Source organism: Zeaxanthinibacter enoshimensis, from assembly GCF_004362865.1.
GTDB classification, from domain to species: domain Bacteria; phylum Bacteroidota; class Bacteroidia; order Flavobacteriales; family Flavobacteriaceae; genus Zeaxanthinibacter; species Zeaxanthinibacter enoshimensis.
In genome coordinates this window covers 295,150-309,754 of record NZ_SNYI01000003.1, presented here as the reverse complement: position 1 = coordinate 309,754, position 14,605 = coordinate 295,150, and the positions used below count along the sequence as shown (strand labels likewise).

The window sequence follows — 14,605 nt, the reverse complement described above, 5'->3', positions numbered from 1 at the left end:
TGTTGCTGAATTAGCTTTTTTTTTACATTTTTGGGAATCCCCTTTATAGCAAATACTAACTAGATAACCGATGTAATGAGCGAAAAAGAATTAATGGAACAGGAAGAAATTTATTCTAAAGTTTTAAGAGCTGGAAGGCGCACTTATTTTTTCGATGTACGCAGCACAAAGGCAGGAGATTATTACCTGACAATTACCGAAAGTAAAAAGTTCACACATGATGACGGATCGTTTCACTACAAGAAACACAAGATCTACCTGTATAAAGAAGACTTTGCTTCCTTCCGTGAGATCATGGAGGAAATGATGGATTATATCATCGATGAAAAAGGAACAGAGGTTATCTCGGAAAGACACCAGAAAGATTTCAAGAAAGAGGAGCTGGATGATAAAGCAGAGGCTAAAACCACTGAGAAATTCACCGACATCGATTTTGACGACATTTAAATCACACCTATACCATTTACAACGGCCCTCATCCACAGGGTCGTTTTTGTTTAACACCTTTAGTAATCAGTATTCTCATGCTTAAAAAAACATTTTTATGGGTCGCCCTGGCGGTGATGCCCCTGGTCCAGGGTCAAGAGGACCTCAGCCTTTCCTATTACCTGCCGGAAGGCACAACTTATAATTCCGAAATTCCAACCCCTAAGGAGATCATAGGGCATGAAGTTGGAGAATGGCATGTCACCCACGATAAGCTGGTGCAGTACTACCAGGCACTGGCAAAGAGCAGCGACCGAATCCAGCTGGAAAGCCGGGGATCAACCTACGAAGGTCGTCCCATTCTCCTGCTCACCATCAGTTCCCCTGCCAACCTGGCTAAAATAGAAGAGATCCGCAGGGAACACCTGGCGGCTACAGAAGCAGGTGGAGCCGAAAAGGGCACTGACCGTCCTATCGTAGTTTACCAGGGTTTCTCCGTTCATGGAAATGAACCCAGTGGTGCCAATGCTGCCCTGGCATATGCCTACCACCTGGCGGCCGCAGAGGGGCAGGACATAGAAAATAAATTGGAAAATATGGTGATACTCCTTGACCCTTCCTTTAACCCGGACGGGTTGCAGCGATTCGCGTACTGGGCCAATGCCAACAGGAGCATGAACCTGAACCCCGATAATAATGAACGAGAATATCACGAAGTATGGCCGGGAGGAAGAACTAACCACTACTGGTTTGACCTGAACAGGGACTGGCTTCCGGTACAATTGCCGGAGAGTAAAGCGAGGCTTGCCACTTTTCACAAATGGCTGCCTAACATACTCACAGACCACCACGAGATGGGCACCAATTCTACCTTCTTCTTCCAGCCTGGGGAACCGGACAGGGTTCACCCCCTTACCCCGGAGATGAACCAGCAACTCACCGCTGAGATCGGGTCGTACCACGCTAAAGCACTGGATGGGATCGGGTCCCTTTATTATACCGAGGAAAATTACGACGATTACTACTATGGAAAAGGTTCAACCTTTCCGGATGTAAACGGAAGTATCGGAATCCTTTTTGAACAGGGTAGTTCCAGGGGTCATATACAGGAAAGTGAGAACGGTGTTCTTACATTTCCGTTCACGATCAGGAACCAGTTTACCACCGCGGTATCGACTATCGAAGCTGCTGAGAAAATGAGGGAAAAGATCCTGAAATACCAGCAGGATTTCTATAACAACGTGCGAAATGAAGCCGGCAAGGACCGGATGAAAGGTTTTGTATTTGGCAGTCCTGAAAACCAGGCAGCCACCTGGGAACTGGCCAAGATCCTGGAACAGCATAAGATCAAGATCCACCCCCTCGAGAAAGACCTCAAGGTTGGAGGAGAATCATTTACAGCGGGAAAAGCATATATAGCACCGTCTAACCAGAAAAATTACAGGCTGCTGAAGGCTATGTTTGAAAAAAGAACGACCTTCAAAGACAGTCTTTTTTACGACATTTCTGCCTGGACCTTCCCCCTCGCCTTTAACGTTGACTACGCCTCCCTGGGATCCCTGGACGCAGCGGGCCAGCCTGTAGAGCAACTACAGCCGCTCAGTGGAAGTGTGGATAAGAAGAGTAATTATGCCTACCTGTTTGAATGGCACGAGTATTTTACCCCTAAAGCCCTGAACCGTATCGTTAACAAGGGGCTCCGGGCCAAAGTAGCGAAAGGGCCTTTCACCCTGGAAGGCAGGAAATATGACTATGGCACTATCATGGTCCCGGTGGCTAACCAGGATATGGATCCACAGGCCATCCATGATTTCCTTACAGAGGTTGCCATGGACAGTTACCTGCAGATCCACGGTGTGAGCACCGGTTATACACAGGGAATTGACCTGGGAAGTAATGAATTTGACCCTGTGAAAAAGCAGAAAGTAGCTTTGATCGTTGGCTCTGGTATTCGTTCCTATGATGCAGGAGAGATCTGGCATTTATTCGATACCCGCTATGATATGCAGATCACCAAGATCGGTACAGAATACCTGCAGCGAGTGGATCTGAGTGATTACACGGATATTATTATTCCAAGTGTGTACAGCACCTCCGTCCTGGATTCTGCAGCGGCAAAGAAACTGGACCAATGGGTGAGATCCGGCGGTACGCTGATCGGTTACAGTAATACAGCCAACTGGTTCAAGAAACACAAGATGATGAAGCTGGAAATGAAAAAGGACACTCTTGTCGCCAAGAATGTTCCCTTTGACCGCAGAAATGATTTCAGGGGAGCACAGGAGACCAGTGGTACTATATTTGAAGCCCGCTTAGACCGTTCGCACCCGGTGAATTTCGGCTATGCCGATGAACTCTTGCCGGTATTCAGGAACACGAATATTTACCTAGAGCCCGACAAGGACAGTTACAACAACCCGATCCGCTACACCGATAACCCACTCCTGAGCGGGTATGTATCTGAAGAGAATATGGAGCTGTTAAAGAACAGTGTACCTTTTAAAGTAGAACGAAAAGGAAAGGGACGTATCATGGTATTTACCGATAACACCAATTTCAGGGCGTTCTGGTACGGCACCAACAAATTGCTGATGAATGCTGTGTTCTTTGGACCGAGCATGTAATATGCGATTGTTCAGCGAAATTTTACGTACAGCTGGTTAAAAAGGAAATGCAGCAACAAAGCTCCCGGAATAAAACCCGGGAATGGTCCCCGGGGCAAGAAGATGAGCAGCAATATGTAGATAAGCGGGTAGATCAGTAAAGCAAATAAAAACCTGGTAGTACTGAGAAATTCAGGTTCGGATACCCGGGGCTTTACAACAAATTTCCAGAGTAGCACGACCGGCAGATTGAGGAGGATAAAGATTCCGTCCCACAATCTGCCGGTTATTTTTTTTGTTATTCCCACATTCTGCTCTGTAATCTTACCCCACATGATTTCCCTCACCATCCTGTTTGTGGCTACCGGGTCCGTGTAATCTACTGGCATACTATCAAGAACACTACTCACTTCTGAATAAAATTGTTCCGGGATATGCGTGGTTAATTCCCTGAGACGGGAAGAGACCTTGTCCCTGACGGCAAATACGGATGAACGTTCATCATCCGGCTTGTAAAAAGAACGGGTCGGGATGGGTTGATCAAAATAAAAAGCTACCCGATCAGGAAACCCTTCACCCCGGACAAAATTTATCCCAACCGGGACTACATAGATCTCCTTCCCGGGAATGGCCTCCAGTGCGCCAAAAAGTATCCGTGTAAACCCCTTGCTCAATGGTCTTACCCGGCGTTGCAGGTTGTGGTTCGCCTCCGGGAACATCACTATGCTTTTATCGTTTGCCAGTAACCGGGTACATTGCGAGAAAACTGCTTCATTCCTGCCCAGGGTATCCCTGCCGTCTCGCAGGCGATAGATAGGAATCATATGCAGGAAGCGGAAGAAGGATTCAAGCAGCCCTCCCGTGAAGACATCAGCCCGGGTTAAGAAAAACGGACTTTCATAAGCAAAGGCGGCGATAAGAAGGGGGTCGAGCAGGGCATTCTGGTGATTAGGTAAGATAAGCATGGGCTTATCCGTTGGCAGCTCCTTTAATCCGTGCATCCCGACCTCTTGGTAATAACAGGAAAACCCGAAGCGGATCAGTTTCTTAAGTAAGGCATATGAGAATTCTCTCATCCCGGAATATTTTTGGTTAGAGGTCGGGAACTCCAGTAGCCTGAAATGGCCAGCCCGGATACCAGGTGCCAAATCCCCCAGACCGCGGTAAGTAAGGCCATTGTTCCCAACTGCTCAAAGAACGTAAAGATCAGTAAAAGTCCCAAGCCGGAGTTCTGAATACCTGTCTCAATGGCGAGAGTCCTCCGGTCCTGCCCATCCAGTTTCATCAGGGTTGCAATAGTATAGCCCGCCGAAAGGGCCAGGGCGTTATGCAGCAGTACGATCCAGAATACACTTTGTAACCGGGAGACCAGTAGTTGACTATTGTCATACAGGGCCAGCAGGATGAGCAGGAGAAAGAACAAAAGGCTGGTCCATTTCAGTTTTTTGGCCAGGACATTCGCCAGGCGCGGATAATAATGACGGGTAAGCATTCCCAGTACCAGGGGAATAGCCAGTAGCAGGAGTACTAATTTCACCATCTCTGCCGGAGCCACCGCCACCTGTTCCAGTATCTCCTCCGTAGGTCCGTATAAACTACCCCAGAATTGTAGGTTAAAAGGTGTCATCATAACCGCCAGGAGGGTTGCCAGGGCGGTAAGACTAACAAACAGTGCGTTATTTCCTCCTGCAAGGTAAGTCATGAAATTTGATACATTTCCTCCGGGACAGGCCGCCACCAAAAACATGCCCAGGGCGATCCCCGGTTCGGGTCTTATCAGAAGTACCAGGATAAATGTAAGGGCCGGAAGTAACAGGAATTGTGATAAGAGACCGGTGAAAATTGGACGGGGAGCGATCCAGAGTCGCTTAAAATCGGACAGGCTGATCTCCAGCGCGATGCCGTACATGACAAAGGCCAGGGCTATATTCAGTATCCACAGGTTCTCCGGGCTGAAATTGATCTGTAAGGTGTCCAGTTGCTGTTCCAAGAAGTACGGCTCAGATAATGATTATAACCGTGGCAAGATAAGCTTTTGGTTACAGTGAAACCAGCGCCCGGGAATTTCAGTAGTCGATCTTTAGTTTCTGGACCATACCCTCGGGCATCTGACCGGAATATGCCCCGTAGGCGTCCACCAACAGTCCTTTTTCCCCGGACTTTGTTTCGATCACGTAAAGCACTGTATTATCAGCGGGATTGGTCATACCTTCAAAACGATAGTGCTTAACAACCTCCAGTTCATTGGCCGGGTGAACAGTCTTACGTTTTTTGTTCTCCAGGCCATCGTCACAAAGGTTAAAATCCTCTGTATATCCTTCTTTCTGCAGTGCAGAGATGGCGATAGATAGTGATGTATATGTTTTGTCCATAATTTCTTTTTCAATTAAGTTTAAAATACTCATTGTTCATGCAAAATGCAAATCCTGCACTTATGACATAAGATTTGAACTCCCGATCTTAATGATTATATTCCCGTTATAAAAATACGGATGGGGAAGCTGCATTCCTGACCCCATTAATTAAAATTTGAACCTGGTTCATAAAACCCATAAACTCTCAGATCATGGCAAGAACTCCCAGCAATATGCTCGCACTTGGCACTGTAGCGCCAGAATTCAGCCTGATGGATACCGTAAGCGATAAGACCCGTAACCTGCATTCCGTTAAAGGCGATAAAGGGACAGTGATCATGTTTATCTGCAACCATTGCCCTTTCGTTAAACACGTTAATCCTGAAATTGCTAAACTGGGCAGGGAATACCAGTCCAAAGGGATAGGGTTTGCCGCTATCTCCAGCAACGACGTGGAGAATTACCCACAAGACGCCCCCGACCTGATGAAAGTTACCGCAAGGGAAGAAGGATACACCTTTCCTTACCTTTACGATGAAACCCAGGAGACAGCTAAAGCATATGACGCGGCCTGTACCCCGGATTTCTATCTCTTCGACGCGGAATTGAAACTGGTCTACCGCGGCCAACTGGACGATTCCAGGCCGGGTAACGACATCCCCCTCAGCGGGAAGGATCTCAGGAATGCCCTGGACAAGCTGCTTTCAGGCGAGGCAATAGACCAGGAGCAGAAGCCCAGTATCGGCTGCAACATCAAATGGAAATCCTGAGCCTATAATTCCGGGATCCAACCTTCCCTTTCTGCCAGCCGTTCAATATGGGCATAGTGGTGTTTGCCGTGCCAGGCGTAATGACCGGTATTCACTTCCAGTGTAATACGCCTGTCCCCTACCGGGTGGATAAATTCTCTCTTAAAATCATCCGCAGACATTGCCCTGAGTAAATTCACCAGTTTTGAATGTACTACCTGCAGGTGGTCAAGGGATAGTTCTATGGATGCTGATCTTACATCGGGCAGTTCTGCCCAGGCCTTTTCATCATAGGCTTTGATCACAGGACTGTCTTCTGTCAGGGCCCATTTATAGCGAGTATAGCTGTGATGGTGACTGTCTGCCAGGTGGTGGACCACCTGTCTTACCGTCCATCCCCCGGGCCGGTAGGGCGTGTCAAGCTGCGACTTGGTACAATTTCGTACCAGGTCAGCCAGGTCTACCGGTAAGGCTTCCAGCTCTGCGATCCAGTCTGCCAGGATCATACCCGTGATGTTCTCCGGTTTAACAAAATGGCCTATGGGGTAGCGTAGTGTTTCGAGCTCATGTCCGTCCATTATATGAAAATTATTTACCGAAGCTGCACAAGGGCATAACTTCGCTGTTTCTAACCCACCAAGATTAACCAGAAAAACAGATGCCTGCTATAAATTTAATAGATATTTAACCTGCGGGATATGATTAACTCTATAAAGTCTATTAATTTTATAGGATATTAACCAGATAAACATGTAACAGATGGCAACTATACGTTTAGGGGATAAAGCCCCGGATTTTACGGCACAGAGTTCTGAAGGGCAGCTTAATTTTTATGAATACCTGGGAGACAGCTGGGGAATACTGTTCTCACACCCGGCGGATTTCACCCCGGTATGCACCACGGAACTGGGCACCGCAGCAAAGTTCAAGGATGAGTTTGATAAACGCAATGTAAAGATGATCGCACTCAGTGTTGACGGAATCACTTCTCACCAGGAATGGATCAAAGACATTAACGACACTCAGAAGACTACGGTCAATTTTCCTATCATTGCGGATGAGGACAAGAAGGTTTCAGACCTTTATGATATGATCCATCCGAATGCAGACGACACCCAGACCGTAAGATCGGTCTATATTGTCGCCCCGGACAAAACGGTTAAACTGATACTTACCTACCCCGCATCTACCGGAAGAAATTTTCACGAGCTGCTGCGGGTGATCGATTCGCTGCAACTGACCGCCTATCACAAGGTGGCTACTCCTGCCAACTGGAAGCATGGTGAAAAAGTAGTAGTAAGCCCGTCTATCCCTACAGATGAAGCCAAAGAAATGTTCAGCGGTGGAGTGGAGGAAATCAGGCCATACCTGAGACTGACCCCGGATCCTACAGCATAAGAAGAAGAGCGCCAGTTGGCGCTCTTTTCAATTTACTTCTACTTCCGTAATTCCGGTACCATGGTATAGATATAGTCGCCGTGAACCCCGGTGAAATACTTGGTAGCCATCGCCTGCATTTCCTCCCTCAGTTCATCGGTGTTCCATTTGGCCATGAATAACTCGTTATTCTTTTCAAACATTTTATCCAGGTCATCCATGGAATCCACGTAAAAGGCCTCCACCATTTCTCTACGGTCTGCGCCCCAGGCGTGCATTACAGGGTAATACCCCTTTACAAGATCATTCTTCTTAAAGACATTATTCACGTAGTCTGTATGAGCTTTATTGAATTCGTCGTAAGAGCCATCCTGTGGAAATTTGAGTTGACTACGGCGCACCAGTAGTATCTTTTCTCCCGGGCTGGTCAGCGGCTTTACGTTATCCATTGGCGCGTAGATCTCATCAGAATGAAAGTCCGAATAATAGGAATTACGATCATCGAAAAAAGCTTTTCTTGCCTGTTCATCCGGCCAGCCCTCCTTTACCAGTTCCCCGTCACGTGCTCCGGATTTATCGATAGCTTCCCAGCTTGGGTAAACCGTAACAGATATTAATTCCCTGTTATCTGGGGTAAAACGGTGCAGATAGACCCCTGAGCCTATGATGTGTTCGTTCTTGGCGGTAACTTTATCAAAGTATTCCTTTTCCATGGCCTTCCACTTATCCATATCAAAATCCTCCTTATCCATGTTCCAGTGGAGAGTAGTGACAGTTATATAGGCCGGTTTTTGTGCGCTTTCTTCCTGGGCATACAGTTGCATGTCGGGCATAAGCATAAGCCCGAGGCAGGAAATTAAAAATAGGTAGACTTTTTTCATCATATCACATTTTTGGTTACTAGCAATTCAAATTCCGGGGGATTTTGATGCAGGTCCGATATATGATGCGTACAGAGGGAATCCGACAATAAAGGTAACTGCCGGGGGAGGTATTAGAAAGATAAGGAAATTTTTTAACCAGTGCATATTTAAATTACGCCTAATCAGCATAATAACTTCAACCAGTATACTGTACCACAAATAATGAACAGTTATTGAAATTAAACAGCCAAAGTTGTTCAGATCCCTGATAGAACGTCTTGATAAGATACCGGATCCACGGAGCCCCGGCCGGGTAGTGCTAATTTTTTTACAATAAGAATCCCTAAAATGCCTTTTTTCAATTATTTACCGTATCTTCGCCAGATTATATATCAATATTTTTAATTATCTATTATGAGTAAAGGAACAGTAAAATTCTTCAATGACACCAAAGGATATGGTTTCATCAAGGAGGATGGTTCAGAAGAAGAGCACTTTGTACACATTTCCGGCTTAATTGACGAAGTACGTGAAGGTGATGTTGTAGAATTTGAACTACAACAAGGCAAAAAAGGAATGAACGCCGTAAATGTGACAGTAATCGACTAGGCACTAACGTTATTTTTTTTTATAGAATCCCGGCCAGTTGGCCGGGATTTTTTTTTACAAGCCCAATTAATAAAAATACAGAACTGCCGGTAGGGTTTCAGGTTCCCTGGTTGTTCTTTAATAAGAAATAGTTCCCCCGCTGTAAAACACAAACTATGTCTGTATTCTTAGAACTGCTTTGCCTGCTGGTATTACTAAACATCCTGATGCTGGGCTACAGTCTTTTCCGCTCCAAATAAAAAAACCCCCGGTCCGACAGGTCCAGGGGTTCAATGGGTTCGCTACCCCGCAGGGGCGAAATTTTGGATTATCCCACTTTCATTAATTCTACGTCAAAAACGAGGGTAGCATCCGGCGGAATCACTCCACCTGCGCCTGCACTTCCATAGGCCAGTTCTGAAGGGATCACAAAACGAGCTTTATCACCCACTTTTAATAGGGATATACCTTCGTCCCAACCCCGGATCACCTGCCCGATTCCCAGCTTAAAATCGATGGGCTGCTTTCTCTTGTATGAAGAGTCAAATACTCGGCCATCGGTCAGGGCGCCTTCGTAGTGCACAGATACAGTCTTCCCTTTCTCAGCCTGGGGACCATCTCCTTTCTGGATGATTTTATATCGCAGGCCACTGTCTGTCTTTTCAAAACCTGCTGCGATCTTATCCAGTTCAGCTTCTGCTTTAGCTTTCTCTGCCTGGCGTCTTTCTTCTCCTGAGCTTTCAAATTTGCGGAAAGCTTCCAGGGCATCCCACTCTGATGCTTTCTGCCCCTCGCGGATGATCTCTACTTCTTCAATCTTATCCCCCTGTGCAATGGCATCAACAACATCCTGGCCTTCAACTACCTTACCAAATACTGTATGCTTGTTGTCTAACCATGGAGTAGCACCATGAGTAATGAAGAACTGGCTTCCGTTAGTGCCCGGCCCGGCATTTGCCATAGACAATACTCCGGGTCCGTCGTGAACGAGTTCCGGATGGAATTCATCGTCAAACTTATAACCCGGGTCACCGGTCCCTGTTCCCTGGGGGCAGCCCCCCTGTATCATAAAATCAGGTATTACCCTGTGAAATTTTAATCCATCGTAATAAGGTTCCCCTTCGCCCTTAGCTTTATTAGGCATTTTACCTTCTGCCAGGGCAACAAAATTTCCTGCTGTCCCAGGTGTTTTTTCATAAGTCAGCTCCACCAGGATATTACCCTTGGCGGTTTTGAACTTCGCATATATTCCGTCCTGCATGTTATTTGAATTTTAAGGCGCAAAGATAATCAATTACCACCGTTCAGACACTGGCTTATTTCCCATTATCCATAGCAGTAGATTCATCTCCGTAGTTATCATAGAGGTAAATGAGGCTGGCCATGGCTGCTGCTCCCAATTCCAGTTCTCTTTTATTGACATGCTCAAAAGTATCGTTCTCAGCATGATGATGGTCAAAGTAGCGCTGCGAATCAGGCATTAATCCAGCCAGGATAACACCTTCACCCCTTAAGGGACCTATATCCGCACCGCCACCTCCACTTACGAACTGGTGAAGCAGGTACGGTTCCAACAATGGTTTCCAGCTCTCTACGGTTTTCATAAAGCCCTGGGGAGCATCAAAATTAAAACCCCGTGGGCTGAAGCCGCCGGCATCGCTCTCGAGGGCAAAAACATGTTTTTCCTTCTTTTTCGCTGCCTGGGCGGCGTATTCCGTGCCTCCCCTAAGACCGTTCTCTTCATTCATAAACAATACTACCCTTAGGGTCTTTTTAGGTTTATAACCCGTTTCTTTGAACAAGCGGAGAACTTCCATACTTTGAACGCAACCTGCGCCGTCATCGTGAGACCCGTCGCCTAGGTCCCATGAATCCAGGTGACCACCAACGACCATGATCTTTTCTGGTTCTTCAGTTCCACGAACCTCCCCGATCACGTTATAGGACTGAACATCTTCTAATTGCTTGCAATTCTGTTTCAGGTAGAATTTGATGTCCGGCTGAAGTTTAAGGGTGGTGCTGAGGAACTCGGCCCCATTCGTACTGATCGCTGCAGCAGGGATCCTTTCGGATACGGGCAGATCTCCGTAGCTCATAGAACCAGTATGCGGAAGGTCGTCCAGCCTCAGGTTCATCGACCTTACTATTACCGCTGCTGCCCCGAATTTTGCAGCTTCCATGGCCCCGCTGTAGCGCTGGTCCACACAACCGCCATATGCCTTAAAAGTGTTGATCTGGGTGGCTTCCATGGGTCGGTTAAAGAATACGATCTTCCCTTCTATATTCTTTCTTCCAAGTTGTTCCAGTTCCTCTATCCCTTTAACTTCTACTACGCCTGCCTTTATCCCTCCAAGAGGCGTGGCAACAGATCCGCCAAGGGCACAGACCGGTACATTATTGGTAAGACCCGGCTTTGTCTCTATAAAGGCATACTCGGGAGTACCACGAACCCATTTGGGAACCATCACCGGTTGAAGCCATACGCGGTCCAGTCCTAATTTTTCCAGTTCTTGCTTAGTATATTTCACTGCTTGCTCTGCCTGTACTGAGCCTGACAATCTTCCCCCGATCTGGTTAGATAAGTGATTCAACCAGTCGTAAGCTTTGCCCTCGGTCAGGGCGGCATCATATAAAGATCTGATTTGTTGTTCGTCCTTGGTCTGTGCCTGGGCAAATGTCGCCAGAAGCAGCAATACAAGTAGTTTTTTCATTCTTTTTCGTTTTCCAGTTGCTGTTTGTATTCAGCAATATTAGCCCTTATTTTCTCATCGAGTTCGGGCTCTACGATATCTTTGTATTTATTTAACGCTTCCCACAGTATTGACGCCACGATGACCCTGGCTGCATTCTTATTATCAGCAGGAACAACGAACCAGGGAGCGTGGTCATGGGTAGTACGCCTGATGGCATCCTGGTAACAGTCCATATACAGATCCCATAATTTCCGCTCTTCCAGATCTCCGGGGGAAAATTTCCAATGCTTGTGCTTCAGGCGTAACCGCCTAAGGAGACGCTGCCGTTGTTCTTCCTTGGAAATATGCAGGAAGAATTTGAACACAAGGGTACCGTTCTCTGCGAGATGTCTTTCAAAATCGTTTATCTGGTCAAAACGTCTGTCCCAGAATGCCTCGTCAATATCGGCCACACTCTCTACCCCGGGTAAATTCTCACCCAGGATATATTCAGGGTGCACCCGGGTCACCAGGACATTCTCATAATGGGTTCGATTGAATACCCCGAATTTCCCTCGTGCCGGTAAGGCGATATAGTGCCTCCACAGGTAATCGTGATCGCGTTCTAGTTCGGTAGGGACCTTAAAACTATGTACGACCACCCCCCTTGCATTAAAATCCTTAAAAACTTCACGGACCAGGCTGTCTTTTCCTGCAGTATCCATACCCTGGAGGCAGATCAGTACGGCGTATTTTCCGTGGGCATACATCGTATTCTGGAAGTCGCCCAGTTTTTTACGCACCCGTTGAAGTTCTTCTTTTAAGTCTTTTTTGTCCAGTTCAAAGTCCTGGTAGGTGCGGTTTTCTTTTAAAACCACATCGGAACTGGCCCTGTAATCTTCTGGTTGGATTGATTTCATACAAGAAAAATAACATTTTTTCGGGATGCACCTGCCTCAAGGCATAAAAATCACTAAACAGGACATCGAATCAGTATGTTTTTGTTTGTTTATCCCTACAAACTTCCTTTTTGACGATTAATTGAGGCCGCAAGCTCGTCCCAAGCTATCTTTAATCTTCCCAAATCCTACATATTCAAACACTTACGCCATGAAAAGAGGCCTTCCCCTACTACTGATCTGCCTGTGGGCAGTGCTGTCATCTTTCGGAAATAAGAAAGATTGTGCCTATGCCGGCTCCAATATTTCATTTATACAATCCCAGACCGAAAAGGCTATCGCTGCGACAGAGCTCAAAATGGCGCGATATTTTGCCTATAAAGCTATCAACGGCATAGAGAATTCAAGGAAACAAATGGAATCCTGTGGCTGTAAAGAAGCCAGGGATATTCTCCTGGAAAGCCTGGAACTTCTGAAACGGGCTGTCAAGGCAGACAACATGAGAGGCGGTAAGATCCTTTTATTCCAGTCCCTGGAACTTACCCTGGAAACCAAGGAAGCCATCAACCAGCACGACCTGTTCCATATCAGCCCTTATGCTGACGAACTGATCAAATTGGATCCGACAGTTGCAATAAGTGATCCCTCAATAAAGGATACTGTAGCCATGCAGGAACGCATAGACCGATCCTTACAGGGTTATAAAGAATCCCTTGAGCTGGTGGTAGAGACGGTGAATTGTGAAGAAGCCTTTGCTTTTGCAGAAAAGATCTATAAGCATTCGGAGCAGCAATTGCTCAGGAAAGACCTGACCGAGGCGCAACAGTATTACCATTATCGCACCCAGCTGATAACCTCGCGGGCCATGACTCGCCTGCTGGATTGTGCTAATTAATTACAACCGGTTATTTACTGGCAAAGAGTTTCACATCCTCTTCGGACACAGTATCTCCACCGAGAATGATGAGTCGTTCCACAACGTTCCTGAGTTCACGGATATTCCCGGTCCAGTTATAGCCTTTAAGAAGTTCTACCGCTTTAGCGCTGAACTTTTTGGGACTGCTGCCGTGTTCCTCGGCAATCTTGGAAGCGAAGTGTTCAATAAGTAACGGTATATCCTCCCTCCGGTCGTTCAGTGCCGGTACTCTAACCAGGATAACGGCGAGCCTGTGGTAGAGATCCTCCCGGAAATTACCTTCCGCGATCTCTTTCTGGAGATCCTTATTGGTGGCCGCCACTACACGCACATCCACCTTGATATCCTTATCCGTACCTACCCGTGAAATCTTGTTTTCCTGCAGGGCCCGTAACACTTTAGCCTGGGCAGACAGGCTCATATCTCCCACTTCATCCAGGAAGATCGTACCCTTGTTCGCGGCTTCAAATTTCCCCGCACGGTCTTTTACAGCAGATGTAAAAGCCCCTTTCACATGCCCGAAAAGTTCACTCTCTATTAGTTCTGAGGGGATGGCTGCGCAATTCACTTCGATAAACGGAGCATCACTACGATCACTTTTCTGGTGAATCCAGTGTGCGACAAGCTCTTTTCCCGTACCATTCTCCCCGGTGATAAGCACCCTTGCATCTGTGGGTGCCACTTTATCTATTATCTCCTTGATGGCATCGATCTCCTTGCTCTTGCCTACCATCTCGTAATTCTTGCTGACCTTCTTCTTCAGTATCTTGTTCTCCACAACCAGTTCCTTACGATCCAGGGCATTGCGCACAGTCGTCAGAAGCCTGTTCAGATCCGGTGGCTTGGAAATGTAATCAAAGGCGCCCAGGCGCATGGTATTGACAGCGGTATCCAGGTCACCATGACCGGAGATCATGATAAAGGGCACCTCGGGCTTTAGTTTTCGTGCTTCCTGTAACACTTCCACTCCATCCATCCGCGGCATTTTGATATCACAGAGGACCAGGTCGTAATCATTCTTCTTTACGAGGTCCAGGCCTGCAGCTCCGTGCTCAGCCTCTTCAACCTGGTAAGCCTCATTTTCCTCTGAAAGTATCTTCACCAGAACCCTCCGGATGGCGGATTCATCTTCTATAACCAGTATTTTTGACATTGCAA

General features: G+C 46.9%; 15 protein-coding genes. 6 read left to right on the top strand and 9 right to left on the bottom strand.

From position 1 onward, the window contains the following. Positions 1 to 75: 75 nt before the first annotated feature. Positions 76 to 447, top strand: a complete 372-nt coding sequence (locus CLV82_RS13055; protein ID WP_133644790.1) for a PUR family DNA/RNA-binding protein — start codon at positions 76 to 78, stop codon at positions 445 to 447. Positions 448 to 524: 77 nt separating this feature from the next. Continuing rightward, positions 525 to 3,050: a M14 family metallopeptidase gene (locus CLV82_RS13050; RefSeq protein ID WP_243744219.1), complete on the top strand. Its 2,526-nt coding sequence runs from the start codon at positions 525 to 527 to the stop codon at positions 3,048 to 3,050. A gap of 11 nt (positions 3,051 to 3,061) precedes the next feature. On the opposite strand, the gene CLV82_RS13045 is transcribed toward CLV82_RS13050, so the two are convergent. The 3 genes from CLV82_RS13045 to CLV82_RS13035 form a co-directional block, all read right to left on the bottom strand. Next, positions 3,062 to 4,105 (bottom strand): 1-acyl-sn-glycerol-3-phosphate acyltransferase, encoded by a 1,044-nt coding sequence (locus tag CLV82_RS13045; protein ID WP_133644789.1) that lies wholly within the window; start codon positions 4,103 to 4,105, stop codon positions 3,062 to 3,064. Beyond that, positions 4,102 to 5,019, bottom strand: coding sequence for a bile acid:sodium symporter family protein (locus tag CLV82_RS13040; RefSeq protein ID WP_133644788.1), 918 nt, complete (start codon positions 5,017 to 5,019; stop codon positions 4,102 to 4,104). The genes CLV82_RS13045 and CLV82_RS13040 overlap by 4 nt, the downstream gene beginning before the upstream one ends. A 76-nt stretch (positions 5,020 to 5,095) precedes the next feature. Next, positions 5,096 to 5,401, bottom strand: coding sequence for a phosphoribosylpyrophosphate synthetase (locus CLV82_RS13035; RefSeq protein WP_133644787.1), 306 nt, complete (start codon positions 5,399 to 5,401; stop codon positions 5,096 to 5,098). Positions 5,402 to 5,595: 194 nt separating this feature from the next. Here CLV82_RS13035 and CLV82_RS13030 point away from each other — a divergent pair, with 194 nt between their 5' ends. Next, complete coding sequence (locus CLV82_RS13030) at positions 5,596 to 6,153, top strand: thioredoxin family protein (protein WP_133644786.1); 558 nt, start codon at positions 5,596 to 5,598, stop codon at positions 6,151 to 6,153. 2 nt (positions 6,154 to 6,155) lie between these two features. On the opposite strand, the gene CLV82_RS13025 is transcribed toward CLV82_RS13030, so the two are convergent. Further along, the gene (locus CLV82_RS13025; protein ID WP_133644785.1) at positions 6,156 to 6,710 is read right to left on the bottom strand and encodes a YfiT family bacillithiol transferase; all 555 of its coding nucleotides are present in this window, start codon (positions 6,708 to 6,710) and stop codon (positions 6,156 to 6,158) included. Between the two features lie 181 nt (positions 6,711 to 6,891). Here CLV82_RS13025 and CLV82_RS13020 point away from each other — a divergent pair, with 181 nt between their 5' ends. Continuing rightward, positions 6,892 to 7,530 carry a peroxiredoxin gene (locus CLV82_RS13020; RefSeq protein WP_133644784.1) on the top strand — a complete coding sequence of 213 codons (639 nt, stop codon included), beginning with the start codon at positions 6,892 to 6,894 and terminating at the stop codon, positions 7,528 to 7,530. A gap of 38 nt (positions 7,531 to 7,568) precedes the next feature. Here the strand turns inward: CLV82_RS13020 and CLV82_RS13015 are convergent, their stop codons facing one another. Further along, on the bottom strand, positions 7,569 to 8,393 hold the full coding sequence (locus CLV82_RS13015; protein ID WP_133644783.1) for a hypothetical protein: 825 nt from the start codon (positions 8,391 to 8,393) through the stop codon (positions 7,569 to 7,571). Between the two features lie 393 nt (positions 8,394 to 8,786). Here CLV82_RS13015 and CLV82_RS13010 point away from each other — a divergent pair, with 393 nt between their 5' ends. Then, entirely contained in the window at positions 8,787 to 8,981 is a 195-nt protein-coding gene (locus CLV82_RS13010) for a cold-shock protein (protein ID WP_133644782.1), read from the top strand. Between the two features lie 307 nt (positions 8,982 to 9,288). Here CLV82_RS13010 and CLV82_RS13005 read toward each other — a convergent pair whose 3' ends face one another. The 3 genes from CLV82_RS13005 to CLV82_RS12995 are packed head-to-tail and all read right to left on the bottom strand — an operon-like array spanning position 9,289 to position 12,552. Then, positions 9,289 to 10,221, bottom strand: a complete 933-nt coding sequence (locus CLV82_RS13005) for a peptidylprolyl isomerase (protein WP_133644781.1) — start codon at positions 10,219 to 10,221, stop codon at positions 9,289 to 9,291. A gap of 55 nt (positions 10,222 to 10,276) precedes the next feature. Further along, positions 10,277 to 11,671, bottom strand: coding sequence for a M20/M25/M40 family metallo-hydrolase (locus CLV82_RS13000; protein WP_133644780.1), 1,395 nt, complete (start codon positions 11,669 to 11,671; stop codon positions 10,277 to 10,279). Continuing rightward, positions 11,668 to 12,552, bottom strand: coding sequence for a PPK2 family polyphosphate kinase (locus tag CLV82_RS12995; RefSeq protein ID WP_133644779.1), 885 nt, complete (start codon positions 12,550 to 12,552; stop codon positions 11,668 to 11,670). The genes CLV82_RS13000 and CLV82_RS12995 overlap by 4 nt, the downstream gene beginning before the upstream one ends. Positions 12,553 to 12,742: 190 nt before the next feature. Here CLV82_RS12995 and CLV82_RS12990 point away from each other — a divergent pair, with 190 nt between their 5' ends. After that, complete coding sequence (locus CLV82_RS12990; protein WP_133644778.1) at positions 12,743 to 13,426, top strand: hypothetical protein; 684 nt, start codon at positions 12,743 to 12,745, stop codon at positions 13,424 to 13,426. A gap of 10 nt (positions 13,427 to 13,436) precedes the next feature. Here the strand turns inward: CLV82_RS12990 and CLV82_RS12985 are convergent, their stop codons facing one another. Beyond that, positions 13,437 to 14,600 (bottom strand): sigma-54-dependent transcriptional regulator, encoded by a 1,164-nt coding sequence (locus tag CLV82_RS12985; protein ID WP_133644777.1) that lies wholly within the window; start codon positions 14,598 to 14,600, stop codon positions 13,437 to 13,439. Positions 14,601 to 14,605 lie beyond the last annotated feature (5 nt).